This window comes from Burkholderia sp. TSV86, assembly GCF_001522865.1.
Taxonomy (GTDB): Bacteria; Pseudomonadota; Gammaproteobacteria; order Burkholderiales; family Burkholderiaceae; genus Burkholderia.
In genome coordinates, this window is the sequence record NZ_LOWB01000040.1 from 31,724 (window position 1) to 58,094 (window position 26,371).

Here is a 26,371-nt window from a genome sequence, read left to right on the forward strand (position 1 = left end):
ACGGTCAAAAGGAAGTCATCGAAGGAAAATCATCGAAGCTACCGGGATGAAGACGCGTCGGCGGCCGCCTGTTTCGATGCGTATCGCACATCCGTGACCAGGCCGACGGAATCGAGCAGACGAATGAACCATGCGGACGGATCCAGTTGCCAAAATTCGTGGTCGTTGTTGGCGAGCGCCGGATGGGCGTGATGGTTGTTGTGCCATGCGCCGCCCACCGAAAAGAGCGCGAGCACGCCAAGATTGCGGCTGTGATCGCGTGTCTGATAAGGGCGCGTGCCGATCGTATGACACAGCGAATTGACCGCCCATGTCGATTGATCGAGCAGGAAAATCCGCGCGAGGCCGCCCCACAGAAATCCGCCCAGCGCGCCAATCCACGCATGGCCCGACGGCGCGAGCAGCGCGCCTGCCGCGGCCGGCAGCGCGAGACCAAGCGCCACCCACCAGCCGTAACGCAGGTTCAGATTGACGATCAACCGGTCCCTGAGCAGATCCGTTGCGAACGCGTTCCAGTTGTCGCGGCGCACCGTAAACAGCCAGCCGACATGGCCGTGCCAGAGCCCGTAGAGGCGGCTCGAGCGGCCGTCGCGGTTCGCCTTGGGCCGCGGCGAATGCGGGTCGCCGTCCTGATCGGTGAACGCGTGGTGCATCCGGTGCGTTGCCGCCCAGAACAGGATCGGCCCTTGCGCGGCCATGCTGCCGAGCACGCCGAGCAGCACGGTGACGATCGGGTGCCCCTTGAACGCGCGATGGGAAAAATAGCGGTGCATACCCGTCTCGACGCCCAATGCGGTCGCGAAATACATGACGGCCAACAGCACGAAATCGGCCGCGCGCACGCCGAACGCCCATGTATAGGCGATCGCGAACACGAAGCCCGCCGCCGGCACGCATACCGTCAGATAGGCGAGCCGGCGCGCGCGCCTGTCGGCGTCCGCGTGCGCGCCGACAGGCGTGTCCGACGTACCAGAGGCGCTTTGAGAAGACAAAAGATCCGCTTCAGCCATGACTGACTCCGAAGAAAAAGAGCGGGAACGAAGCAAGCGAAAGAACGCCGCGCATGCGCTACGCGCTTGCGGTGAACACGCGCAAACTGCCCTTTTGGAACGCCTGCTTGCACGCTTGCCGGCGCACCTTGCCGCTCGTCGTCAGCGGAATCGCGCCCATCGGTCCCAGATGCACGAACGCCGGCGCGACGCCGTGATCGCGCGTCACCGCCCGCGTGATCGCCTCGCGCACTTCGCTCAGTTGCGCGTCGTTTAGCTGTTTCGTGCGCTTGATCTCCGCGACGATGATCAGCGATTCGCTGGTCTCGCCCTCGACCGAGAATGCGGCCACGCCGTTCGTGCGGATTGCGTCGTGCGCCTGCTGAACCGACCCCTCGATGTCGTTCGGATAAAGGTTGCGCCCCGCAACGATCACGACGTCCTTCAGCCGCCCGGTGACGAACAGCTCGCCGCGCTCAACGAACCCCAGGTCGCCCGTGCGCAGATAACGGGCCGATTCGCGCCCGCCTTGCGGCGCATCGGCGGCGAGCGTCGCGGCAAATATGTCGTCGCTGTCGTCGCGATTCAGATACCCGGCCGCGACGTTCGGACCCGCGACCCAAATCTCGCCGATCGCGCGCTCCGGCAACGGCTGCCGCGTTTGCGGATCGACGATGCGCAGTTCATGGCCCGCCGCGACGGGCCCGCAGCCGACGAGCCTCGCGTGGCCGAGCGGCGTGTCCGTGCCGCCCGTGTACGGCAAGCAGATGCCGGCGGCGAGCGCGTCCTTGTCGACGTCGAGCAGCGTAATCGGCTCGCGGCCGCGCTTGCCGGACACATAGAGCGTCGCCTCCGCCATCCCGTAGCACGGCACGATCGCATGACGGTCGAAGCCGCGCGGCTCATACCGCGCGAAGAAGCGTTCGAGCGTCGCGTAGCGAACCGGCTCCGCGCCGCAAAACACGTGCTGCAGCGAGCTGAGATCGAGCGTGGCCGCCTCAGCCTCGCTGATATTGTCGACACACAAATCGAAGGCGAAATTGGGCGCGACGCTCGTCGTCACGCGATAGTCGTTGATCGCCTTCAGCCAACGGTACGGCCGTTGCACGAAATGCTGCGGCGACAAAATGACGAGCGGAAAACCGCTATAGACCGCAAGCAGCAGCGCCCCCATCAGCCCCATGTCGTGATACGGCGGCAGCCATGTGCAGCCGACGCGCTCCGGATCATCGCCAAGGCGCTGAGCGATCACCGCGCAATTGCTGACGAGATTGTCGTGCGTGACGATCACGCCCTTGGGCTCGCCCGTCGATCCCGACGTATATTGCAGCAGCGCCGGGCGTTCGGCGTCGCCGGGCGGCAAGTCCGTTACCTGCTTTTTATATGCATATACATTTTCACCATCAAAAAATTTTTGATCGATGCCGAGCAGCGCCGGCACGGCCTGCACGCCGGCTTGCGCATAGAACTGATTGAGATGCTGCTTCAGCAGCTCGAGCACGCCGGTGCCGGCGATGACGATATCCGGGTGCGCATCGCGGCAAATCGACGCGAAACGGGCGATGGCCCGCGATCCGGCCGGCGGAAACGACGGCACGGCGGTTGCACCGGCAAACAAAATTCCAAATAAAGCAGCCACATAATTCAACCCAGGTTCAAGCACCAGCAAGACGCGCCGATTATTAAGCGGATACTGCAAAATGGCATCGCGCACGCGAATTGACGCATCATAAAAAGTTTGATAATTCCAGGTAACTACGTCGCCTTCACCATCGCGCAAAAAGATAAAAGCCGTGTGATCCGGCGCCTGCGCGGCGCGCTCACGGAGAATATCGAGCAACGACGCACGCCGGTCACCATCGCGTGGCGTGGGGATGACATCGATCGCCATGGAAGCCCTCGTTTGATGTTGTATGTCAAATCCCGGTTCTGGTTTTCCCGGTGCATACGCTTTTATATACGCGAGCGTTAAAAATTCAAAATAAAGTCGACTGATGAACTCTTCTACAAGTCGCCCCGCGCTTTCGGTTGACAGAATAACCCATTCAATGGATTTTCACCAAAAAATAATTTGCTCTTTTGGGTAACAAAAATCCATTCAATAAGCACCTCCATAAAACAACCATATTATTTTTGGGCGACCTAAATTAGGCGGTAGACAATCAAAGTCCAATTACGATCGAGGTGCATTCGCGGCGCGGCGATGGTGCGCGCCTCACCAACATCGATCAGCGCTTGCCGCTTGCCCCAAGATAGACGGTTGCCGCAAACCCGGCGGCGGCGGCAGCCAACACAACCACCGCAAGCCATAACACAGGCGAGAACGACCCAGCGTGCGCGGCGAGCGGCGCGGCCACGAGCGGCCCGGCGATCTGGCCGAGGCCATACGAAGCGGTCGCATATCCCATCAGCCCAACCGCGCGCTCGCCATACAACCGGCGCGCCTCGCGCATCGCAAACAGCGTGATCGCGGTAAAAGGCAACCCGACGAGCATGCTGCCAAGCGCAAATCCCGCAGCCGTCGGCCACACGATGCCAAGCATCACGCCCACGGCCTGCACCCCGCAACAGGCGGCAAGCAGCAGCCGGTTGTTCCAGCGCGGCGGCAGCTTCGCGCCGAGCAGCGCACCGGCAATCGCCGCCGCGCCGAACATCGGCCAGAACAGATCCGGCCACGGCGAATGCACGGGCAATGCAGCATGCGCGATCACCGGCAGGAACGTCGCGGTGACGATGTAGCCGAAGCCCGGCAAACCGTAGAGCAGCACCAGCCAACGCGCATCGCGCCGAACGTCGCGCGCCCGTGCCTCTTGAGACGCGCGGACGATATGCACCGCATCGGCTCTTTCTATATGTGTACGCATATTATTTGCGTTCGCGTTCATGCCGGCGTGTGCATCGCGTGCGCCGCCGCTTTCGTCCGCACGCGCGGGCAGCGCGAACGTGCGCCACACCGCTGCCGACAACAACGCCGCCACCATCGCGAACGCACTCCATCCGAGCGCGGCGCGTTGCCCCGCCAGCGCCGCCGCAGCCAATCCCGTCGCCACGATCCCGGCGCCCGGTCCGGTATAGATCACTCCACCCCACGCCGGCGCGCCGCACTGCGCGACGCGCGTTAATCCCCACTGCGAGGCGAACACGAATGTCCATGCACTCACCGCTCCCGCGACAAAGCGCGCGAGCGCCCAGATCCAGAACGGACTGGCCACGCTCATCACCAGCAACAGCGCGACCGTCGCGGCAAGCCCGCCGCGCACCATCTTCTCGGGCGCGGCGCGGATACGCGCGCAAGTGATCGCGCCGACGAAATAGCCCGCGTAGTTCGCGGACGCGAGCCATCCGCCATGCCGAATATCCAAGCCGCCGCCCGCGAGCATCAAAGGCAGTAGCGGCGTGAACGCAAAGCGCCCAATGCCAAGCGCGCTGGCGAGCGCGGCCGCGCTCGCCAGCGCCGCACGGCACGCGGCGCTGGCGTCTGGCGCGGCCGGCGGCGACATGCCCGCTGAGCGAACGAAACCGTCATCGCGGGCAGAAGGGAACATACGCATCGGAATCGACCTCGGGTCCACGTGCGATACGACAACGGCAGCAGCTGCAGCCGGCAGCATCGCGGCAACATTCGAATCGATCCGATGCTAACTTGACGGAACGTTCTCTAAAAATGAATAATTGAGATTCAATTCATTTCCAGGAGAGAATCGTGGATCTGGCCGCCCTCGCGATCTTCCGTGCCGTCGTGCGCGAAAATGGTGTGACGCGGGCCGCAGCGAAGCTCAATCGCGTGCAGTCGAACGTCACCACCCGGATCAAGCAGCTCGAAGAGCAGCTCGGCGCGGCGTTGTTCGTGCGCGACGGCCGTCGGCTCGTGCTGACGCCGGCCGGCCAAACGCTGCTGCCTTACGCGGAGCGCCTGCTCGCGCTTGCCGACGAAGCGCGTCACGCGATTCGGGAGGACAAGCCGCGCGGCCGGCTGCGCTTCGGCGCGATGGAAAGCATGGCGGCCACCCGCCTGCCCGCGCTGCTCGCGCGCTATCACCAGCAATGGCCTGACGTCACGCTCGAACTCATCACCGGCACGACCGGCCATCTCATCCAACAGGTCCGCGAATTCGAGCTGGATGCGGCGCTCGTCGCAACGCCCGTCGAATCGGCGGCGCTGGCAGAGCCGTTCGACACCGCGCCCGCGTTCACCGAGGAACTGGTGTTGCTGACGCCGCGCGGGCATCCGCGCGTGCGCACGCCGCACGACATCCTGCTGCCGACACTCGTCGCCTTCGAGCGCGGCTGCGCGTACCGGGGCTATATCGAGCGCTGGTACGCGGCATGCGGCGTAAAGCCCGCACGAGTGCTCGAACTCGGCTCCTATTATGCGATCGTCGCATGCGTCGCGGCGGGCGCGGGCGTCGCGGTCGCGCCGCGCTCGGTGCTCGCGGTGCAGCGCGAGCCGGACAGCCTCGGCGTGCATCCGCTCACGGATCTCGCACCGATCGTCACGCGGCTGATCTGGCGTCAGGGTCACCTGTCGGCGGCGCTCGGCGCATTGCGCGATGCACTGGGAGAAGCGGCTTCCGATGCGGCGGCGCTTGCCGAAGTCAAGCCGCGCCGCGCCCAAGGCCGGCGGGCCGCGCCGGTTGCGTTGCCGGCCTGAATCCGGAGCGCTCGCCAGCGGAATGCGGGCAAGCCAAGCCCGCGCCGCGAGCATGCCGCGCACAACGCAATAGCCTGTTGGATGGCTTGCCGAATGGCCTGCCGATAAGCGACGGCGGCAACGGCAAACCGCTCACGTGGGCTATTTGACGCGCTTATCGTCACTCAATCGGCACTCAAGCCCTGTGATCGCCACCACCCCGTCCGGTATCCCGCGCCAATCGTCATCGGCATGCGCACCGCCCGTGCAAACCAACGCGGGCCCGCGCCGCCGCGCGATATGCATCGCAACAGCCGACCGTTGTTGCGCCCCCCCAAAGAAAAAGCCGCGTCGATTCGCGGCTTTTTCTGCACGACGGGCGCACGGCGCCCTATCCGGCAGCGCTTACAGCTTCGCTTCAACCCAGGCTTTCACGCCCGCCAGCGCGGCCGGCAAGTTCGCTGGCTCGGTGCCGCCCGCTTGCGCCATGTCGGGCCGGCCACCGCCCTTGCCGCCGACTTGCTGCGCGACGAAGTTGACGAGTTCGCCCGCCTTGACTTTGCTGTTCGCGCCGTCGGTAACGCCGGCAATCAGGCTGACCTTGCCGCCGTCGACCGCCGCGAGCACGATCGCCGCGCTCTTCAGCTTGTCCTTGAGCTTGTCGACCGTCTCGCGCAGCGTCTTCACATCGGCGCCGTCGAGCGTCGCCGCGAGCACGCGCACGCCGCGCACTTCGACCGCCTGCTGTGCAAGCTCGTCGCCTTGATTCGACGCGAGCTTCGATTTCAGCGCCGCCAGCTCGCGCTCGAGCAATTTCACCTGGTCCTGCACCTGGCCGATGCGCTGCACCAGCTCGGAAGGCTGCGCCTTCAGCGCGGCCGCCGCGGCATTCACGCGCGCGTCGAGCGCCTGCACATAGTGCAGCGCGTTGTCGCCCGTGATCGCCTCGACGCGGCGAATTCCCGCCGCGACGCCGCCTTCCGCGACGATCTTGAAAAGACCGATATCACCCGAGCGCTGCACGTGCGTGCCGCCGCACAGCTCGCGCGAAAAACCGAGATCGAGCACACGCACCTCGTCGCCGTACTTCTCGCCGAAGAGCGCCATCGCGCCGCCCTTCACCGCTTCGTCGTAAGGCATCACGCGCACGATGCCCGGCGCGTTCGCCAGCACCTGCTCGTTGACGAGCGCCTCGACGCGGCGGATCTCGTCGTCGGTCAGCGGCGCATTGTGCGCGAAATCGAAGCGGGTCTTGTCCGCATCGACGAGCGAACCCTTTTGCTGCACGTGCGCGCCGAGCACGTCGCGCAGCGCCTTGTGCATCAGGTGGGTCGCCGAGTGATTGCGGGCCGTGCGCGCGCGGCGTTGCGCATCGATCTCCGCGCGAACCGCGTCGCCCACCTTGAGCGTGCCTTGCACGAGCGTACCGTGGTGACCGATCACGTCGGCCTGAATCTTCAGCGTATCGGCCACCGCGAAGCGCACGCTCGCATTCGCGAGCGTGCCCTGATCGCCGACCTGGCCGCCCGATTCGGCGTAAAACGGCGTATGGTCGAGCACGACGACTGCCTGCTGGCCCGCCGTCGCTTCGTTGACGGCCGTGCCGTCGACGAAAAGCGCGGTGACCTTGGCGTCGTCGAACGCGATTTCGTCGTAACCGTGAAACGTCGTCTTCGCACCGCTGTACTCGAGGCCCTGTGCCGCCTTGAACTTGCCCGCCGCGCGCGCCTGCTCGCGCTGACGCGCCATCGCGTCGTCGAAAGCCGGCTCGTCGACCGTCACGCCGCGCTCGCGGCACACGTCGGCCGTCAGATCGAGCGGAAAGCCGTAGGTGTCGTGCAGCTTGAACGCCAGTTCGCCGTCGAGCACCTTGCCGCCCTTCGCTTCGAGTTCGCCCAGCGCGGCTTCGAGGATCGACATCCCGTGCTCGATCGTCTCGAAAAAGCGCTCCTCCTCCTGACGCAGCACGCCGGTCACACGCGACCCGGCTTCCTTCAGCTCCGGATACGCACCGCCCATCTCGGCGACGAGATCCGCGACGAGCTTATGGAAAAACGGCGCCTTGCGCCCGAGCTTGTAGCCATGACGGATCGCTCGGCGCACGATCCGGCGCAGCACGTAGCCGCGGCCCTCGTTGCCGGGAATCACGCCATCGACGATCAGGAACGAGCACGCGCGGATGTGATCGGCGATGACCTTCAGCGAATTGTTGCCGAGATCGGCGACGCCCGTTTCGCGCGCGGCCGCGGCGATCAGCTTCTGGAACAGGTCGATCTCGTAGTTGCTGTGCACGTGCTGCAGGACGGCCGCGAAGCGCTCGAGGCCCATGCCGGTATCAACGCACGGCTTCGGCAGACGCGTCATGTTGCCCTGCGCGTCGCGGTTGAACTGCATGAACACGAGATTCCAGATCTCGATGTAGCGGTCGCCGTCTTCTTCGGCGGAACCCGGCGGGCCGCCCCAGACGTCCGGGCCGTGATCGTAGAAGATTTCCGAGCACGGGCCGCACGGGCCCGTGTCGCCCATCTGCCAGAAGTTGTCCGATGCGTAGCGCGCGCCCTTGTTGTCGCCGATGCGGATGATCCGCTCGGCCGGCACGCCGACTTCCTTCGCCCAGATGTCGTATGCCTCGTCGTCTTCGTGATAGACGGTGACCCACAGCTTGTCGGCCGGCAGCTTGAACACCGATGTGAGCAGCTCCCATGCGTACTGGATCGCGTCACGCTTGAAGTAGTCGCCGAACGAGAAGTTGCCGAGCATCTCGAAGAACGTATGGTGGCGCGCGGTATAGCCGACGTTCTCGAGATCGTTGTGCTTGCCGCCCGCGCGCACGCTGCGCTGCGACGTGGTCGCGCGGGTGTACGGGCGCGTTTCGGCGCCGAGAAACACGTCCTTGAACTGCACCATCCCCGAATTGGTGAAGAGCAGCGTGGGGTCGTTACCGGGCACGAGGCTCGACGAGCGAACGATCGTGTGGCCCTTCGATTCGAAGAACTTGAGGAATTTCTCGCGGATTTCGGCGGCTTTCATAGCGTGCGGGGAACGGTCAGGCCAAAACGTATTGAGCGCCGGCGCGCCGGCAAGCGGACGGACGGCGGGCTTCTGAAACGTTTGATTATACGGGATCGCGCCCTCGTCGCGGCCGGCGGCCGTTTCACGCCGGTTGGGCCGCAAACGCCCGCTTGCGATATGTGGCGCCCGCGAACCACGCAGGACGCCCGCGATCGCTTTTTTGACCCGGCGCCGCAGACGCGTTGCCCACCCCTGCGGCCGCCACGTGCCGATACCGGGAATATTGGCCTGCGCATCCAGCATCTATATTCGGCATGCGCGTTTTCGTATGTCTGGCGTCCATTTCAGAAGACAGCGCGGCCTCATCGCCATGCCGAACTAACATCGCCCGCTCTCGCTCCCTGCGCCAGGACTACCCGCGGCCAAACGGGAAGTACGAAACGAACGATCACTGGAGATTCCAAACCGATGTTTACGGCAACGGCCCCGAACAGTCGCGCCAATCACGTCACGAAGGTGACGCATCAACCGGTTCGCCCGCCCGCCTCTGACGATGACGCAAGCCGCAGCGCATCCGATCGCGCAGTGCCAGGCGTGATGCACGATGTGACGAGGCACCTGAAGCAAAGGGTTTCGGCAGCGCCGCCTGCGGAGAACGCCGCCCATGCCGCGAGCGCCTCCAGTGATGATAGCGCCGACGATACCGCCTCCTGCGTCGCGGCAGCGTTGAACGCGCCAGCGCCGGCCTCGGCAGCGCATGAGCCCGCACGCACGCCCCACGAACGCCCGCGCCCCAGACGCGACGGCTCGAGCTACATTTGGCAAGGCTTGCGCCAGACTGTGCTTCATCCCTTGGTGCGGCAGGCGCAAAACGCCATCCGTCAGGGCAATCAGGCCATCGACGCTCAGGCCGCGCCGATCCTGGGTCTGATCGATCAGACCGCCCAAGCCATCACGCGAGCCCAGCAGGCGCAAAATATTTTCAATCAGTTCGGCGAGCAAGTCATACGCATGCAGGTGGGGGCAAAGACCGGCGGCCAGCAGGTCGATCGAGCCGAAGTGGAGCAATCCCAGCGGACGTTGACTCAAATCCGGGACGCCGCGATGCAGGCGCAGACGGACATCGCCCGCGCGCTGTTGGCACTGCGCTCGCCTCCGCAGATTCAGCGCGATATTCCCGCGGCCTGGCGGGCGATCCAGCGGGCGCTGCAGGACGTGGGCCGCGCCCGGCACGATCTGGAGGATCCGGCGCCGGACCAGCACCTCCGTCAACCGCCGCCGGCCCAGGAGCGGCAAGCCCTGCTGCTCCAGCTCACACAGCTCGACGGCAGGTTACGGTTGGCTGAAGACCGGCTGCAGCAGCTACAGAACAATCCACCGCTGCTGCAACGGGTTCGGGAAAATCTGATGATCTACGCGAGAGATTTGCAGGCGACCAATGATCGTCGGCTCGACAATGTCCTGGCATCGCTGCTGAAGGCAACCGGCGCTCACCAACGCCCGCAGCCGGAAAACAATGGCGATGGAGGGTCACCCACCAAGCATCCCCGGCCGGATAGCCACAGCGGCGAATTGAACCAGGAACTGCGGCGCTCGACCGATGATCGATCACCCGAACGGCCCGGAGCGATTTATCCGCTGCCCAAGAGCGCCATCGCCGGCAGCTATTCGCTTGGCGGAAAAATGGAGCGCCACGGCCTCGACAAGGCGCTGCTTTCCATTCAGATCAACAAACTGCAACCCGATCTGATCAACCAGGTCACGCCGCTCATCAATAGCGGGCGCATCAAGTTCGACGTGACGCCCCAGGCAGTAAACGGCGCAACGAGCATCGCATACGAGACGGTACAAAACACCGAAATCGCGACCATTCGCGTCCACTTCCAGCACGAAAGCTCCACTCAAAAAAATGCGCAGGCGCTGCTGGCGCTGTTCCAAAAAATCGTGGACCGCTTTAGCGGCGGCAACGCGTAGACCGGCGCCCGGCTTGACGTCGAACCGGCCTGCGGCTGCCCGCAGGCCGGGTACGCAGGCGCGGTTTCCAGCGCCGCTGGCGGATTGCTGCGGCAGCCGGCCGCGAATCGCTTTAAGATGCGACGATCCCGCCAATCGAGCGGACGCCGCTATCGAGCGCGCACCCGCCAGCCAAGCAAAGGAGACGAACCGACGATGGGAGCCTTGAGCCATATCCGCGTGCTGGATTTGAGCCGCGTGCTTGCGGGCCCGTGGTGCGCCCAGACGCTCGCCGATTTCGGCGCCGACGTGATCAAGGTCGAGCGCCCCGGGCTCGGCGACGACACCCGGCATTGGGGCCCGCCGTACCTGAAAACGCCCGATGGCGCCGATACCGGCGAAGCCGCGTACTATCTCGCCGCGAACCGCAACAAGCGCTCGGTGACCGTCGATATCGCAACGCCGGAAGGCCAGCGGATCGTCCGCGAGCTTGCCGCGCAATGCGACGTCGTGCTCGAGAACTACAAGGTCGGCCAACTCGCCAAGTACGGGCTCGACTACGCATCGCTGCAAGCGGTGAAGCCCGATCTGATCTACTGCTCGGTGACGGGCTTCGGCCAAACCGGCCCGTATGCGCACCGCGCGGGCTACGACTTCATCATCCAGGGCATCGGCGGCTTCATGAGCATCACCGGCGAGCGCGACGCGCTGCCGGGCGGCGGCCCGCAGAAAGCCGGCGTGGCGATCGCCGATCTCGCAACTGGCCTTTACGCGGCGATCGCGATTCTTGCCGCGCTCGCGCATCGCGAGCGCACCGGCGCCGGCCAGCATATCGACATGGCGCTCCTCGACGTGCAGGTCGCGCTGCTCGCGAACATGAACACGAACTTCCTCACGAGCGGCAAGCCGCCCGTGCGCTGGGGCAACGCGCATCCGAACATCGTGCCGTACCAGACGTTCGAGACGAGCGACGGCTGGATCATCGTCGCGGTCGGCAACGACGGCCAATTCCGCAAGTTCGTCGACGCAGGCGGCCGCGCCGAGCTTGCCGACGATCCGCGTTTCGCGACGAATCCGGCGCGCGTGCAGCACCGCGACACGCTCGTGCCGATCCTCGCCGAGATGACGAAGACGCGCAGCAAGCGCGCGTGGCTCGACGCGCTCGAAGCGGCCGGCGTGCCGTGCGGGCCGATCAACGATTTGGCCGAAGTGTTCGACGACGAGCAGATCCGCGCGCGCGGCATGCAGATCGCGTTGCCGCACCCGAGCGGCGCGACGGCCAAGCTCGTGCGCAATCCGATCCGCATGAGCGCGACGCCGCCAGACGCGCGCACCGCGCCCCCCCTGCTCGGCGAGCATACCGACGCGGTGTTGCGCGAGCTGCTCGGCTATGGCGACGCGGCGATCGCCGCACTGCGCGACAAGGGAATCGTCTGACGCTTGTGGCGCGCGCCTGGGCATCGCGAACATTCCGCCGTCATAACCCGACGGTAAAAAGGGCCCCTTTCCACTGCCGATTCGAGGTATTCCGATGCCGTCGCGCCGCACATTCCTGCTTTCCTCGTCATCCGCCGCCGCGCTGCCGCTCGCCAGCACGATCCTTAGCGCGTGCAACGACAGCATCGCGCAAGCCGCGCCCAGCGACGCCGAACTCAAGCGGCAAATGCTCGGCAAGCTGACCGCGCAGCTCAACGACGCGGCGAACGCCGCGACCGTCGAGCCGTATTTGATGGACATCGGCTTCACGTGGGATCTGCCGACGATCCCCGCCGCGCAGATCAACCGGATCGTCGCGTACAGCTTCGGCAATCGCCCCAACGCGGCGAGCGGCAACACGCCGGCCAACGGCGGCAGCCAGAGCGCGCTGCCCGACCCCGGCCCCGTCAACGAAGCGCTCGCGGACGCCGTCTACAGGATTCACCAATTGAAGCCGGTCAAGGTCTATGCGCAGTGGGAAATCGCCCGCTTTCTCGCCGCGAAATACCAAATGACCAACGTGCATTCGATCGAGCCTGTGATCGCGGCCGATGGCACCGTCTCGTATCTGAGCACCGACGGCGTGGCGGCCGCGATCGTCGCGCTCGAAGGCAAGGCTGCCGCGATGGGCAATGTCGCGGTGGTCGGCCACCGCGACCATGCGAAGCGCTGCATCCAGACGTCGCGCGCACGCGGAATGAACGCGGCCGCGGCGGCCGAAGTCGCGCTGCCGACGTTGTACGATCCGCAGTCCGGCCAGGCTTGGACTCGCCGCCGCGATCTGTATCTCGTGCATGACATGTACGCGCAGTTCGGCGCGCTGCGCGCGGACCTGCTCGCGGCGGCCTATCCGAACGGCTGATTGAGCGAACGTGAACGGCAGGCCGAAAAGCCGGTTGAAAAGCCGATCCGGCGGCTGGGCTCGAAAGGCGCGATTCGGATGTGTCGACCCGAAAGCGAATGCGTTCGCTCGACGAGGGGCGCCTCAGCGCCGCCCGAGACGCGCCGGGAACGGCGCTCCGGCGCGCTCGGGCTCAAGCGCGCCGCCCGCCCTATCGACGGCCAGCCGATATGACGATGACGAGCCGTTGCCGATATGCCAACGGCAGTGCCCCTCATTGCAGCACGCCGCCGACAATCGATGCCGCCGGCACGCCGCGTGTCATCCGAAACGCGCGTGTCGGCCCGCCGGAAAGCCGGCGCACCGCCACGGCAGTAGTCAGAAGTCAGAAGTCGGAGCTAAGGCGCGCCGCGACGCCCGTTCAGCGCACGCCCGCGCCGACGAGCCCGCCCGCGGCCGCACCCGCGACCGTGCCAAGCGGGCCGCCCGTGATCAGGTAGCCGAGCGCGCCGCCCGCGGCCGCGCCGATGCCGGCATTGCGTTGCGTGCGATTCATCGCACAGGCGCTCAGGCTGGCGATCGCAACGGCGATCACAGTAGCGCGCACGAACAGACGGGTCTTGTTGGTTTTCATGATGCGTGGATCTCTGCTGGCACTGCCGCGCGTGGCACCGCGCGGCGGGATGATTCCGAGTGAGCGCATCTTAAAAAAGCCGAATTCGCTCGGCAAAGCGATTTACCTCCTGTTACAGCCGCGAACGGCACGCGATACGTCGCGTGCGCGGCGCGTGCCGGGCCGCCCGTACAGCAGGCGGCCCGGCACGCGCACCGCCGCGCTGCGCCGCTGCGACCTCCGTCAGGTAGAATTGACAAATTCGGGCGCCATGCCACGCGCGCCCTTCCTTTTTCTGTCCCGTTTCGCATGAGCACCGAACACAACGACGCCGCCGCGCCAGCCAACTTCATCCGCAACATCATCGACGACGACAACCGCACGAACAAATGGGGCGGCCGGGTCGAGACGCGCTTTCCGCCCGAGCCGAACGGCTATCTTCATATCGGTCACGCGAAGAGCATCTGTCTGAATTTCGGCGTCGCGCGCGACTACGGCGGCGTGTGCCATCTGCGCTTTGACGACACGAACCCGGAAAAGGAAAATTTCGAGTACGTGAACTCGATCATCGACGCGGTGCGCTGGCTCGGTTTCGACTGGAGCAAGGACGGAGCCGATCACCAATATTTCGCAAGCGACTACTACGACAAGCTGTACGAATTCGCCGAGCTGCTGATCCAGCGCGGCCGCGCCTACGTCGATAGCCAAAGCGCTGACGAAATGCGCGCGAACCGCGGCTCGCTGACCGAGCCGGGCAAGCCGTCGCCATTTCGCGAGCGCACGCCGGAAGAAAACCTCGACCTGTTCCGACGGATGAAGGCAGGCGAATTCGCAGAAGGCGCCCACGTGCTGCGCGCGAAGATCGACATGAGTTCGCCGAACATGAACCTGCGCGATCCGGTGCTCTACCGAATCCGTTATGCGCATCATTACCGCACGGGCGACAAGTGGTGCGTGTACCCGATGTACGACTACACGCACTGCATCTCGGACGCGCTCGAGCACATCACGCACTCGCTGTGCACGCTCGAATTCGAAGATCATCGGCCGCTGTACGACTGGGTATTGAACGAGCTTGCGCAAGCTGGCGTGTTCACGCGCCCGCTGCCGCAGCAAATCGAATTCTCGCGGCTCAATCTCACCTACGCGGTCACGAGCAAGCGCAAGCTGCTGCAACTCGTGACCGAAGGCCACGTCGACGGCTGGGACGACCCGCGCATGCCGACGATCGTCGGCGTGCGGCGCCGCGGCTTCACGCCGGAGAGCATCCAGTTGTTTTGCGAACGTATCGGCGTGACGAAGGTGGATTCGTGGATCGACATGAGCGTGTTCGAAGGCGCGCTGCGCGACGATCTCGACGACAAGGCGCCGCGCACGGTGGCCGTGCTCGATCCGCTCAAGCTCATCATCGACAATTACCCGCAAGGCCAGACCGAAGCATGCACGGCGCCCGTGCATCCACATCATCCGGAGCGCGGGCAGCGCACGTTCCCCATCTCGCGCGAGCTGTGGATCGAACGCGAGGATTTCACCGAGCATCCTCCGAAGGGTTATTTCCGGCTGTTCCCAGGCAACAAGGTGCGGCTGCGCTACGGCTATGTCGTCGAATGCACGGGCTTCGACAAGGACGAGCACGGCAACGTGATCGCCGTTCACTGCAACTACTTCCCGGACAGCAAGTCAGGCACCGAAGGCGCGAACAACTACAAGGTCAAGGGCAACATCCATTGGGTCAGCGCCGAGCATGCTTACGCGGCTGAAGTGCGGATCTACGACCGTCTGTTCAACGAAGCGCACCCGGACGCGGGCGGGCGCAACTTCCTCGACGCGCTGAATCCGAATTCGAAGAAGATCGTGCGCGCATATCTGGAGCCGGGTGCGCGCGAGGCGGCGCCAGAGGCGCGCTATCAGTTCGAACGCCACGGCTACTTCGTCGCCGATCGCCACGACTCGAAGCCGGGCCAGCCGGTGTTCAACCGGATCGTCGGCTTGCGCGACAGCTGGGGCAAGCCGGCCTGACGGCAACCGGCTTGCATTGCAGGCGACGAGCAACGCCCGGCTTGACAGCCGGGCGTTGCCGTTTGCGGGGCAAGTTCGCCCGCCCCGCATGGCGCCACCGGAAGAACGGCCCGCGAACGGCAGTCGCAACAGTGGCGGCAACGGCGTGCCGACAGCGCGGCGCCCGCTGCGCACGCCCGCTTCAGCGCGGCAGCCGCCGATGCAACTGCTCGAGCGACAGCGCCGTGCGAAACAGCCGCGCAAGGCTGCGGCTGGCATACGCGCTCACCTCGCCGGGCTCAGTCCAGCGGAAGGCATCCATCTCGGGAATCATCGAGCCGTCGCGACGGCTCGGGAACATCGACGTGCAGACGCAGCGCGATAGATCCACTTCGTGAGCGGCCGCGCGCGCGGCGAACAGATGCAGATCCTTGTCGGGCCGATAGACGAAGCGGCCGAGATCCGTCAGCCGCCTCGGCGCGAGCACGATGCCCGTCTCTTCGACAAGCTCGCGCAGCGCCGCCTGCAGCTCGGTCTCGCCGGGCTCGCTCTGCCCTTTCGGGATATCCCAGTGCGTCGTGTCGGTCGCGTGCGCGAGCAGCACACGGCCGGCCGAATCGAGCAGCACGACCCCGCACGATACGGTGCGTGGCCGGGCAAGCGGCTTCATCGCGATCGGCGCGTCAACGCTTTTGCAGCAGCCACTTGCCTGCCGCGCTCTTGCAGAACAGCGGCTTGAGCGTCATCGATTGTCCCTTCGCCTCGATGACCGTCGTGATCTCGCGGCACGTGCGTGCGCCCTGCTCGGTCGTGCTCGGCGTGAGCTTCGCCTCGAGCTTCGTGCCTCTGCCGTCGTTCTGCCAATCGACGGTTTCGCCGTCCTTGCCTTCGTCCCGGACTTTCTGCACGGCCTTGCCCAACGATGCGGTGTCGGCCTTGCTGAAATAGCTGATCGGCGTGTCGTTCAAGAAGTTCAGATTGTTCTGCGCGTGCGCGCCAAGCGCGGCCGTCGCGCATACCGCGCTCGCCAGTGCGCGCGCAAAAATCGAGACAGAGGCTCGCATCGTCATGGTGTTCTCCTTATGGAAGCGATCAAGTGCCGGCGTGCGAGCACGGCCGCGCGCCGGACAAGCGCTCAAGGATAACTGCAACCACGCGCATTTAAAATCGATCTGACAGGAAGTGACGTTTATCCACGCCGCGCCACTCGGCGCCCGCCGGCAGCGCGCGCGGCGATCGGCCGCACACGCGGCGCCACCCGCCCGCTGCACCGGGAGCCCGGCGCGGCTCGCCAAGCGTCGCCGCGTCGGCGCCGCCGCATCGAATCAGCGGCCGCCGTGCGCGGTCGGCGCATGCGGATCGTAGCCGTCGGTCAGCGTGCCAAGGAACGCGATCACGTCCTGAATTTCCGCATCGGTCAGCACCGGCGAATCGCCGCGCTTGCGGTCGAACGGCGCTTCGTCGTTCAGATTCTTCCAGTAGCGCTTGGGCAGATCGTCGAATTTCTGAACGACGCCGTGCTTTACCGGATAGAACTTCTCCGGATTCGTGTCGCGCTCCGAATAGAAGCGCAGCACATCTTCGAGCGAATGATAGATGCCGTTGTGGAAGAACGATTTCTTCAGGACGACGTTGCGCAGCGTCGGCGTGCGAAACAGGCCGCAAAACTCGTCGCGGCCCTTCAAATCCTGACGCTCCGGCCCACACGCGCCAAGATCGTAGAACTTCGGATTCCGATTCACCGCAAGCTCGCGGTTGCGCGGCACGCCCAACGCGATCAAGCCGAAATCGCTGAACTGCGGCGGCGTGCCGTCAAGCCCGCGCTTGCTCACATGGCAGCTCGCGCAGTTGCCCTTCGTCTCGTCGTTGAACACCTTGAGGCCGCGCAACTCGGCATCGGTCAGTTTCGCGTTGCCTGCAAGATACGCATCGTATTTGCTCGTGTACGGATAAAACACGTCGGGCTTCTGCTCAAACGTCTCGAGCGCCTTGAGCACTGCCTCGAATGTGGCGTCGTCGTCGTTGAATACCTGCGCGCCGAATGCGGCGCGAAACGCATCCGCGTAGGGCGCCGCGCGCACCGCGCGCGCGACCTTCGCGGGCGTGCTGTTCATCTCGAACGGCGACGTGAGCGGCACACGCGCCTGTTGCGCGCCGCTGTCGGCGCGGCCGTCCCATGTCAGGCCGCCGGTCGGGCCGGCATCGACGCTCTCGTCGCCTTCGTCATCCGACTCGTGGTAATGCTCGCTGAACTTGGGCACCGCTTGCAGATACTTCAGCGTCGGCACCGAACGAAAACCTTGCTGGCGCATATCGTCGCCGCCGAATTGCGCGGCGAGCGCGTTCGGCGCGCTGAAGCCGTGCTGCGGGCTATGGCATGACGCGCAAGCCAGCTTGCCGGAGCCCGACAGCGACGGATCGAAGAAGATCTGCCGGCCAAGCTCCGTCATCTGCTTCACCCCTTCGTACACCTGCGCGCGAGTCTGCGGCTGACCATCCACGACGACGGGCGCATCGGAGCGCACCGCCGGCGCACCTGAGCCGGCCGAAGCAGCTAACGCCCCGCTCGCCGCCGCAGCCGGGCCTGCCGTCGCGGGGCCGTTCGCATCGCACCCCGCGGCGCCCGCGGCGATCATCCCGGCTGCGGCCACCGTGCGAAGCGCGGTGAACAACCCGTGGTTCCTTAAAACAGACCGCAGCTGATGTCGCATCATCGGTTCGGCAGTGTCGAGTGAGAAAGGCGCGAGCGTATGTCATGAAAATGACACTTCGATGACGTCAAATGAAAGCACAAAGAAAGCGGTACAACATGCGGCTGTCAAACGTGCCTTACACAATTCTGGCCGCCGGCTGTCGACCGGCGTTCATGCCGGACGCCGCGATGCACCCGTCGCGCCAGCCCGCCCCACATCCATACCTCATACCTCGCGACAAGAGAGAAAACAGATGAACAAGCACTGGATTCGCGTGACCCCGATCGCGCTCGCGGCCGCCTTCGGGCTGAGCGCGTGCGGTGGAGACGACGTCACGTCGCCCAGCCTGTCGGCAGTCAAGAATATCGTCGTGATTTACGCGGAAAACCGCAGCTTCGACAACCTGTACGGCAATTTTCCGGGCGCCAACGGCCTGCAGAACGCGTCGGCCGCCACGCAGCTCGACCGCGACGGCACGAAGCTCGCCACGCTGCCGAAGGTCTGGGGCGGCTTGACCGCGACGGGCGTGACGCCCACGATCACGGAGGCGATGACGGCCAACCTGCCGAACCAGCCGTTCGCGATCGACGATCCGAACGGCTTCAACACGCCGATGAGCGTGACGACGCGTGACCTCGTCCACCGCTTCTACGAAAACCAGATGCAGATCGACGGCGGCAAGAACGACAAGTTCGCCGCGTGGTCCGATGCGGGCGGCCTCGTCATGGGCCATTACACGCCGGACCCGTCTAAGCTGCCGCTCTGGAAGCTCGCGCAGCAGTACACGCTCGCCGACAACTTCTTCATGGGCGCGTTCGGCGGCTCGTTCCTGAACCACCAATATCTGATCTGCGCGTGCGCGCCGTATTATCCGAACGCCGACAAGAGTCCGGCCGCGAGCCAGATCTCCGTCGTCAACCCGGACGGCGTGACGCTCACCACCGCCGCAAACTCGCCCGCCTCCGCGTTGTCGGGCCCGCCAAAGTTCGTGAAATCGGGCGGCCTCACGCCTGACTTCTACGCGGTCAACACGATGCAGCCGCCGTACCAGCCGAGCGGCAACGCGACCGCGAAAGGCGGCGATCCGAATCTCGCCGACCCGTCGAACCCGTCGACGCTGCCGCCGCAGACACAGCAGAACATCGGCGATCTGCTGACCAACGCCGGCATTTCGTGGGCTTGGTACGGCGGCGCATGGAACCAGGCGCTACAGGCGGCGCAAAGCGGCCAGGCGAACGTGATCTACGGTCCGAACCTGTCGGCGCCGAACTTCCAGCCGCACCACCAGCCGTTCAACTACTACGCGAACCAGGCTCCCGGCACCGCGAGCCGCGCGCAGCACCTGCTCGACGGCGGCCAGAACGGCGCGGCACTCCTCCAGGCAATCGATTCGGGCAAGCTGCCGCAAGTGACGTTCTACAAGCCGCAGGGCAACCTGAACGAGCACCCAGGCTACACGGACGTCGCCTCGGGCGACCAGCACATCGCCGACGTCATCTCGCATCTGCAAAAGAGCCCGCAGTGGAACAACATGGTCGTCATCGTCACGTATGACGAGAACGGCGGCTTCTGGGATCACGTCGGCCCGCCGAAGGGCGACCGCTGGGGCCCCGGCACGCGGATTCCGGCGATCATCGTTTCACCGTTCGCGAAGCAGGGCTTCGTCGATCATACTCAGTACGACACCGCGTCGATCCTGCGCTTCATCACGCGGCGCTTCTCGCTGCCGACACTGCCGGGCTTGCAACAGCGCGACACCGCGCTCGTCGCAAACGGCGGCAAGGCGATGGGCGATCTGACGAACGCGCTGACGCTGTCGACGGGCAATTGAGTTATTCGATGGGGTTGTATCGCTGAATCGGGCGGCTTCGGCCGCCTGTTTTCATGCGCGCGGCAACGCACGCGCCGCGCGCGAACCAGCACGCCGCTACACCAGCCCGTTCTCCGACGCATACATGAACAGATCGGCGTCGGAGCGCAGGCCGAGCTTGCCCATGGCATTGTGCTTGTGTGTACTGACAGTCTTGATGCTGCGGCCGCAGCGGTGCGCGATCGCGGTCATCGTCATGCCCGCGGCGCACAGGCGCACCACCTCGACCTCGCGCGGACTCAACGGCCGCATGACATCCGCTTCGCGCAACGGGATACCCGCCGTGGCGGCCGCCTGCGGGCCGATATACGGCCGCCCCTCGCTTGCGGCGGCAACCGCGCGCGGCAGTTCGTCCAGATCGCCGCGCTTGCTCAGCACCGCGAGCGCGCCTGCCTGCCGCATCGTCTGCATCAAGCGCGGATTGTCGAGCATCGTCAGCACGACGACGCGAACCGACGGATGGCGCTCGCGAATCGCGTTCAGCATATCGAGCCCGTCGGCGGTCGGCTTGTCGGGCATCGCGAAATCAGTGACGACGACATCGCACTGCGTGCGCTCGAGCAACGCAAATAATTCGGCCGGATCGTGCGCCTCACCCACGATCGACACGCCAAGCCCCTCCGTCAATGCATGGCGAATACCGAGCAGCACGAGCGGATGGTCGTCCGCGATCAACACTTGAACGCTCATTCAATTTTCTCCTTTTGAATCATCGTCATCGCGCCACTGTGCAGGATACTCGACACTGCTCAGCAGATAACCCACCATCGCCAGCACTTCGCGCGCCTCGCTGCGCGCTGCGCGTGCATCGTCGGCCGCGAGCAATCGGTGAAATACGTCCAGCAGTTCGTCGACATGCGCCTGACCAAACAGACTGAACGTGCCGCGCGCCGCGTGGCACCACGCGCGCAGTGTTTGTTCGGACAGGCCGTCTCCAAGATGGCGCATCAGCGTGTCGCGATCGCGCTCGAGCGAATCGCGGCACGCGCGCGCAATTGCTTCGAACGCCGGAAGATCAGCACGCGATGCACCGAATACCTTCAGCAAGGTGCTGCGGTCGATTAACGCCGGATCGAAGCGCAATGCGGGAGCCGGCTCGATCGCGTCGAAGAGCGCGCGCTCGAGCCGCTCAAGCGTCACCGGCTTGCTGATGCAGCTCGCCATGCCGGCGTCCACGCAACGCACGGCGTCGCTTTGCGATGCCAGTGCCGTCATGCCAACCACCGGTGTCGCGCGCACCCGCGGATCCGGATGCCCGCGAATCGATTCGGCGAGCGCCAGGCCGTCGAGGCCCGGCATCCGGCAGTCGGTCAGCACGATGTCGAACGCCTGCTTCTCAAGCGTGCGCAGCGCTTCGCCGCCACCGCCGCACAAATGCGCACAATGGCCCAATGCGTCGAGCCGGTAGCGCATCGCGAGACGGTTCATCGCTTGATCGTCGACGACCAGCACCCGGTATGAAAGCGCCGCGGGCCGCGCAGACGCGGCGTGCACGCGTACCACGTCGCGCGCGTCGAGCACTGCGTGCAAGCTTGCGACGAACGCGCGCCAGCCGGGCGGATTGCAATCGAGACGCACCGGCGCGCTGCCTTCGGCCTCCTCCACCGGGGCCGCCGACATCGTCACGCCGATCCGGCCAATGGACGGCGGCCAAGCGGCCATACGCGCGTCGTCGCATAGCACCGCATCGACGCTGCGGGTGCCGCACGCCGCGAGCCGCATGCCGGCCGCGCGCGCATATGCGCACAAGGCCGCCGCGAGTCCGGCATCGGCGACATCGATCGCCACGATGCGCCCCGTCAACGCATCGGGCTGATAGCCGCGCGCAACGATCCCGCAACGAATGCTCATCGTCGCGACCGTGCCGCGCCCCACCTCGCTCGTCAGCGTGACATCTCCGCCGAGCAGCCGCGCGAGCTTGCGTGCGATCGTGAGCCCGAGCCCGGCCCCCTGCTCGGCGTCAGGTCCGCCCGGCTGCGCATCGCGCGCCCGCGTGCCACGCACGAACGGCGTGAAAAGCTTGGGCAAATCTTCGGCCGCGATCCCGATGCCCGTATCGACTACTGCCGCGACGATCGTGAGCGCATCACCGCAATCGTCCGTCACACTCAAGCGCACCGACACGCTGCCACGCTCCGTATACCGGATAGCGTTGCCGATGAGGTTGACGAGAATCTGCCGCAACCGGTTGCCGTCCGTCCACACGACGGCCGGCACGTCCTCGTCGATATGCAAGCCGATGCGCAAACCCTTGCGGCGCGCCCGTGCCGTCAGTAGCGCGGTCACGCTGTCAGTCAGCTCGCGCAGATCGATACGGGCCGGTTCGATCGCAAACTGCCCCGCCTCGAGATTCGCGTGATCGAGCAAATCGTCCAGTACCCGCACAAGCGATTGCCCGGACTCCTGCACGAGCCCCAGCAAGCGCTGCTGCTCGGCTGCCAGCGGCCGAGCCGTCAATACTTCGACGAGCGCGAGCATACTGTCGACGGGGCCGCGCAGTTCGTGGCTCGCCACCGCGAGCGCGCTGCGGCTCGCATTCAACGAAGCCCGCAAGCGCCTCAAATTGTGCTGTGTCCAGCCAAAACACAACAGCACGATCAATACATTGCTGCTCCACCATAGCCATGGGTGAAACAGCGCTTGCTCGCAGGGCGTTTTCACGCTCGCCGAAGACATCATGATCGGGTCCGAAGCCTGCGATGGCGTCCACACCGCGAGCAACGCGGTCACGACGCCCATCAGGATGCGTCGGCAGAATTTGCGCCTGCAAAAGCCGTCGCTTCTCATGTCGTTATCTCACCTGGAACCTGGCCGGAATAAGCATGTCTTCGGTCACTGAAAATTCATTCATCACCGCTTCGGTGTACCCGAAGCTAATAACGCACGTCGATGATCACGCTATCTGTATACGTCCCGACAGCGGGAGTCGATTGATCTGTATAGATTTTCGCGGTGTAGGGGAACTGCTGCGCGGCCTGGCCGTTAGCTGCCGTACCGCTGCCGACACGATTCGTCGCTTGTCCCCATACAGTACTGCCGCCCGAACTATAGATGTCGTATTGCAATCGGTTCGTGCCATTGGCCATCTGCCGGCGTCCGTTCGCGGCCGGATTCGCCCCCGGGCTCAAGCCGACCGTATAGACCATGCCCTTCGTGCAGGTCAGCGACAGATTGCCCGTGACTGCTTGGAAGCTCCCGACCGATGGCGCGGAGCCGAAGTTCACGTTCGGCGCGACGATCACGCAGTCGTTCGTCACGGTCAGCGTCACGGGTACGACGGTCGAGCCGCTGCCATTACTCCATCCGAGGCAAATCAAGATGGAAATGCCAGTGCACACGTGCCAATCCCAGTTGATCGTCAGCGTGTCCGTATATGTTCCCGCGGCGACGTTACTGCCTGGCGCGGTTCGGAAATAAAGCGGCAGCGCCGAAGACGACGACGCGCTTCCACCGATGCTGATCCATTGAGTGCTATACCAGTCGTAAGTCATGCCCAACGTAATCTGCTTACTGTATGAGGAATCTTGATACAGCGAATAGGGAATCGAATCGCCGGTCGAACTGACCAGCTTCAGCCCGTTCGCCGACATCACCGTTCCGCTGATTCTGTTGCCGAGCGAAAGCAGCCCCAGGAACGCGCCGGGACAAGTCATGCCGACGTTCGTAGTCGACGTCGATTGCGGCTGATTCGCAACGTTGAACGACGTAACCGAGCCGAACGACGCAGGAGTCGCGGCGACGAGCGAACAGTCCGCCGCGACCGCCCGAAACGGTGCCAGCATGACGAGCGCAATGATCGAGATTGCGAGGTGACGGAGAAATTTATTAAACATATTCATCGGTAAGCCTGATCGTTATTCACCGCAACCGAGCGGACCGACGCGGCTCATCTGAGCTGCGTTCACGTCTGCGTCGAACGTCGCCCGGCATTGACCGCCGCCCGGCAGCGTCACGCGCAGATGATTGACGGCCGACAAGCCCTCGAAATAAGTTTCGCCGCCCCAGCCGACGAGCGAGGTCTGGCCGCTCTCCTCGTGCAGCACGCGCGCGCCGACCTTGAGCGGCTTGCCGCTGCCATCCACGAGCGCGATGCGCGCCGATACGATCTTCTCGACCGGGAAAGACACCAGCGCGCCGGCACGTTCGCGCACGGCAACACGACGCTCGACGATAGGCACCCGCATATTACTTGGCAATCCCAACGGATCGATTTCATACTTGCCGGCATAGTACGAAGGCGCCCAAGGCACAAGCAGGTGACCGCTGCCGTCCGTCGCTCCGACGAGCTGATTCTCATAGCGCACCGGCACGCCCTTGCGGCCTTGCGTGCTAATCAGCACGAACGCGTCGTCGACCCGGTTCGCGGGCATGACTGCCCCATCCATCACAACCAGCGAGCCCTGCACCTCGCCCCAGCGCGTATACGATTGCCCGCCGCCGTATCCATACGCACCGCCCTGCACCTCGAAGTAACGGTTGCGCCAGGTCGCGTCCGCCTGCTGATAATGCGAGTTGCCGCCTCCATAGGCGAGATTCCAGCCAAAACCGCCGTCGCTTGGCACGCTGCGGCTGTATTGCACGCGCTCGCTCCAGTTGTTGCGCTCGTCGCGCGCTACCGAACCGGTCACGACACCCTTGTCGCCGAACGGCAAAATGAGCTGCACTTGCGCCGCGACGCTGCGCTCGCCGATCGTCTTGTTGAGCGATGCGTAAATCGTCGCGCGATTGAAAATCGGCCGTGTATACGACAGATTTGCGATCCGAGTGCGCGAGCCGTCCATACCGCGCACGTCGAAATATCCGGCGCCGAGCGTGCCGCCGATCGCACCGAGATTCAACGCGCCGGTTGCCTGCGTGCTGCTGCGCACGAGCCGATAACGAACATCGGAGGGCAAATCGTAAACTGACAGATCGCCGTAATTTCCGGTACGCTGGATTCGTTGCAACGACAGGCTCGCACGCTGCGACGAATAGCTGTAGCCGAATGCGTACTGCTGGCCAGACGCGCCCGCGAAACTGCTTTGCGTTGCCGCGAAGTTGAACACGCCGAACATGCCAACGCCGAGATCGAAGCCCACGCCACCGAGCGCGAGGCGCTCGCCGCCTTCGGCGTGCCCTTCGATCGTCAGATAGTCGGTCAAGCCGTAGCGCGCGGTGCCGGATACGGCGAACTTTCCATAAGAGAAAGAACGAATACCATAGTCGCGCCGCATTGCGCCGATCGATAGCGAATAATCCGACAGTCCTTTTTGCAGCAGTGTATTCGCCACGTAGAACGGTATCGTCGTCGCAACCTGACGGCCGAGCGCATCGGTGGTCACGACAGTCGCCTCGCCCGCCCCGTTGATGAACGGCACGTTGTTCAGCGTAAATGGCCCTGGATTGATCTGTCCTGACGTCGTTTTGCTGCCGTTGATGAAAAGATCGACGGCAGTGGGCACTGCGGCCTGCCCGGAGAACTGCGGCAGCGGGTAAGTAACGATGTCGGGCCGCACCCTAAAGTTGCGCTCGATCGATACGCCGCCCAATCGCACCGCATTGCTCCACGATAGGGCCCCCGTGACCAAGTCGCCTGCCGTATAGGTCAGCATCCGGTCCTGGTCCGAATAGCGCCAGGTGGTGTCGTAACGCAGATAGCGGTTGCTCGCGATGCCGCCGTTGCCGCCGTAATCGCGCCGATAAACGCCCGTGGTCGTCACCGTGCCCCACTTGTCGAACATGCGTGCTTCGGTCCAGGCTGACGTATAGCTCGTGCCAAGGGTCGGCGAACTCGTGTAGATATCGTAATTGAATAGAAGGCCGAAATTTACCGCCGCGGGCGTACGATCATAGAGCCGCCGCGAACCGATCGTTTGCGACGGAAGCCAATCCGCCGGCACGGTAAGTTTTAACCGCTGTTCGGTACTTTCGTATTCGACTTCCACACCGTCGAGTTTCGCGAGATTGACGAGCGTATCCGGATCGGCGTTCGTGCGTACCGAAGCCTGCGTTAGATCGCCCGCGCGCACGAAGTACGCGCCATCTCGATAGCGAACCGGAACAATCTGGCCCGTCGGCAGTTCATTGACGACGAGCTCCAGGTACAGCGTGCCCTGCTTCGCCGCTCCCGATGCAGGTGGCAATGCACGGCTAAAGTTATCCGCGAGCGTCATCGGCTCATCCGCGCGCGCGCCGGTTGCCGCCGCGAACGCCAAGCCGACCGCCCATGCCGCCGAGCGCAAACGCGGCGGCCTTTGTCTTCCGGTCATTCGTGTGTAAGTGCGCTTCAACGCATATCCCCGTATCGACGTCGTCGC

19 protein-coding genes are annotated in these 26,371 nt (G+C 64.7%); 7 read left to right on the plus strand and 12 right to left on the minus strand.

The genetic code is table 11. From position 1 onward, the window contains the following. Positions 1–38: 38 nt before the first annotated feature. From WS68_RS07115 to WS68_RS07125, 3 genes are all read right to left on the minus strand, one after another. On the minus strand, positions 39–1,010 hold the full coding sequence (locus WS68_RS07115; protein ID WP_059570126.1) for an acyl-CoA desaturase: 972 nt from the start codon (positions 1,008–1,010) through the stop codon (positions 39–41). Between the two features lie 58 nt (positions 1,011–1,068). Further along, complete coding sequence (locus WS68_RS07120) at positions 1,069–2,880, minus strand: fatty acyl-AMP ligase (RefSeq protein WP_059570127.1); 1,812 nt, start codon at positions 2,878–2,880, stop codon at positions 1,069–1,071. A 337-nt stretch (positions 2,881–3,217) separates the two neighbouring features. After that, entirely contained in the window at positions 3,218–4,534 is a 1,317-nt protein-coding gene (locus WS68_RS07125) for a YbfB/YjiJ family MFS transporter (protein ID WP_197419547.1), read from the minus strand. Positions 4,535–4,692: 158 nt separating this feature from the next. On the opposite strand from WS68_RS07125, the gene WS68_RS07130 reads away from it, so the two are divergent. Next, positions 4,693–5,640 carry a LysR substrate-binding domain-containing protein gene (locus WS68_RS07130; RefSeq protein WP_059570129.1) on the plus strand — a complete coding sequence of 316 codons (948 nt, stop codon included), beginning with the start codon at positions 4,693–4,695 and terminating at the stop codon, positions 5,638–5,640. A 384-nt stretch (positions 5,641–6,024) separates the two neighbouring features. On the opposite strand, the gene alaS is transcribed toward WS68_RS07130, so the two are convergent. Next, a complete protein-coding gene (alaS, locus tag WS68_RS07135; protein WP_059570165.1) occupies positions 6,025–8,649 on the minus strand; it encodes an alanine--tRNA ligase in 2,625 nt (874 codons plus the stop codon). A gap of 450 nt (positions 8,650–9,099) precedes the next feature. Here alaS and WS68_RS07140 point away from each other — a divergent pair, with 450 nt between their 5' ends. The 4 genes from WS68_RS07140 (at position 9,100) to WS68_RS27325 (ending at position 13,135) form a co-directional block, all read left to right on the plus strand. Further along, entirely contained in the window at positions 9,100–10,605 is a 1,506-nt protein-coding gene (locus WS68_RS07140) for a hypothetical protein (protein WP_059570130.1), read from the plus strand. A 195-nt stretch (positions 10,606–10,800) separates the two neighbouring features. Then, the gene (locus WS68_RS07145; protein ID WP_059570131.1) at positions 10,801–12,021 is read left to right on the plus strand and encodes a CaiB/BaiF CoA transferase family protein; all 1,221 of its coding nucleotides are present in this window, start codon (positions 10,801–10,803) and stop codon (positions 12,019–12,021) included. Between the two features lie 94 nt (positions 12,022–12,115). Then, on the plus strand, positions 12,116–12,922 hold the full coding sequence (locus WS68_RS07150) for a hypothetical protein (protein ID WP_059570132.1): 807 nt from the start codon (positions 12,116–12,118) through the stop codon (positions 12,920–12,922). Continuing rightward, a complete protein-coding gene (locus WS68_RS27325) occupies positions 12,923–13,135 on the plus strand; it encodes a hypothetical protein (RefSeq protein ID WP_156429384.1) in 213 nt (70 codons plus the stop codon). 187 nt (positions 13,136–13,322) lie between these two features. Here WS68_RS27325 and WS68_RS07155 read toward each other — a convergent pair whose 3' ends face one another. Beyond that, positions 13,323–13,535: an ornithine acetyltransferase gene (locus WS68_RS07155; protein WP_082709859.1), complete on the minus strand. Its 213-nt coding sequence runs from the start codon at positions 13,533–13,535 to the stop codon at positions 13,323–13,325. A 288-nt stretch (positions 13,536–13,823) separates the two neighbouring features. On the opposite strand from WS68_RS07155, the gene WS68_RS07160 reads away from it, so the two are divergent. Further along, positions 13,824–15,533 (plus strand): glutamine--tRNA ligase/YqeY domain fusion protein, encoded by a 1,710-nt coding sequence (locus WS68_RS07160; RefSeq protein ID WP_059570133.1) that lies wholly within the window; start codon positions 13,824–13,826, stop codon positions 15,531–15,533. Between the two features lie 181 nt (positions 15,534–15,714). Here the strand turns inward: WS68_RS07160 and WS68_RS07165 are convergent, their stop codons facing one another. The 3 genes from WS68_RS07165 to WS68_RS07180 form a co-directional block, all read right to left on the minus strand. Continuing rightward, a complete protein-coding gene (locus WS68_RS07165; RefSeq protein ID WP_059570134.1) occupies positions 15,715–16,182 on the minus strand; it encodes an NUDIX hydrolase in 468 nt (155 codons plus the stop codon). Positions 16,183–16,195: 13 nt separating this feature from the next. After that, a complete protein-coding gene (locus WS68_RS07170) occupies positions 16,196–16,582 on the minus strand; it encodes a hypothetical protein (RefSeq protein ID WP_059570135.1) in 387 nt (128 codons plus the stop codon). 255 nt (positions 16,583–16,837) lie between these two features. Next, complete coding sequence (locus tag WS68_RS07180) at positions 16,838–18,223, minus strand: cytochrome c peroxidase (protein WP_156429389.1); 1,386 nt, start codon at positions 18,221–18,223, stop codon at positions 16,838–16,840. 235 nt (positions 18,224–18,458) lie between these two features. Here WS68_RS07180 and WS68_RS07185 point away from each other — a divergent pair, with 235 nt between their 5' ends. After that, positions 18,459–20,036: an acid phosphatase gene (locus WS68_RS07185; RefSeq protein WP_059570138.1), complete on the plus strand. Its 1,578-nt coding sequence runs from the start codon at positions 18,459–18,461 to the stop codon at positions 20,034–20,036. A 96-nt stretch (positions 20,037–20,132) separates the two neighbouring features. Here the strand turns inward: WS68_RS07185 and WS68_RS07190 are convergent, their stop codons facing one another. From WS68_RS07190 to WS68_RS07205, 4 genes are all read right to left on the minus strand, one after another. Next, entirely contained in the window at positions 20,133–20,765 is a 633-nt protein-coding gene (locus tag WS68_RS07190) for a response regulator transcription factor (protein ID WP_059570139.1), read from the minus strand. After that, positions 20,766–22,862 carry an ATP-binding protein gene (locus tag WS68_RS07195; RefSeq protein ID WP_059570140.1) on the minus strand — a complete coding sequence of 699 codons (2,097 nt, stop codon included), beginning with the start codon at positions 22,860–22,862 and terminating at the stop codon, positions 20,766–20,768. It lies immediately after the preceding gene. Positions 22,863–22,948: 86 nt separating this feature from the next. After that, positions 22,949–23,914, minus strand: a complete 966-nt coding sequence (locus WS68_RS07200; RefSeq protein WP_059570141.1) for a Csu type fimbrial protein — start codon at positions 23,912–23,914, stop codon at positions 22,949–22,951. 15 nt (positions 23,915–23,929) lie between these two features. Further along, positions 23,930–26,323 carry a fimbria/pilus outer membrane usher protein gene (locus WS68_RS07205; protein ID WP_059570142.1) on the minus strand — a complete coding sequence of 798 codons (2,394 nt, stop codon included), beginning with the start codon at positions 26,321–26,323 and terminating at the stop codon, positions 23,930–23,932. Between the last annotated feature and the right edge of the window lie 48 nt (positions 26,324–26,371).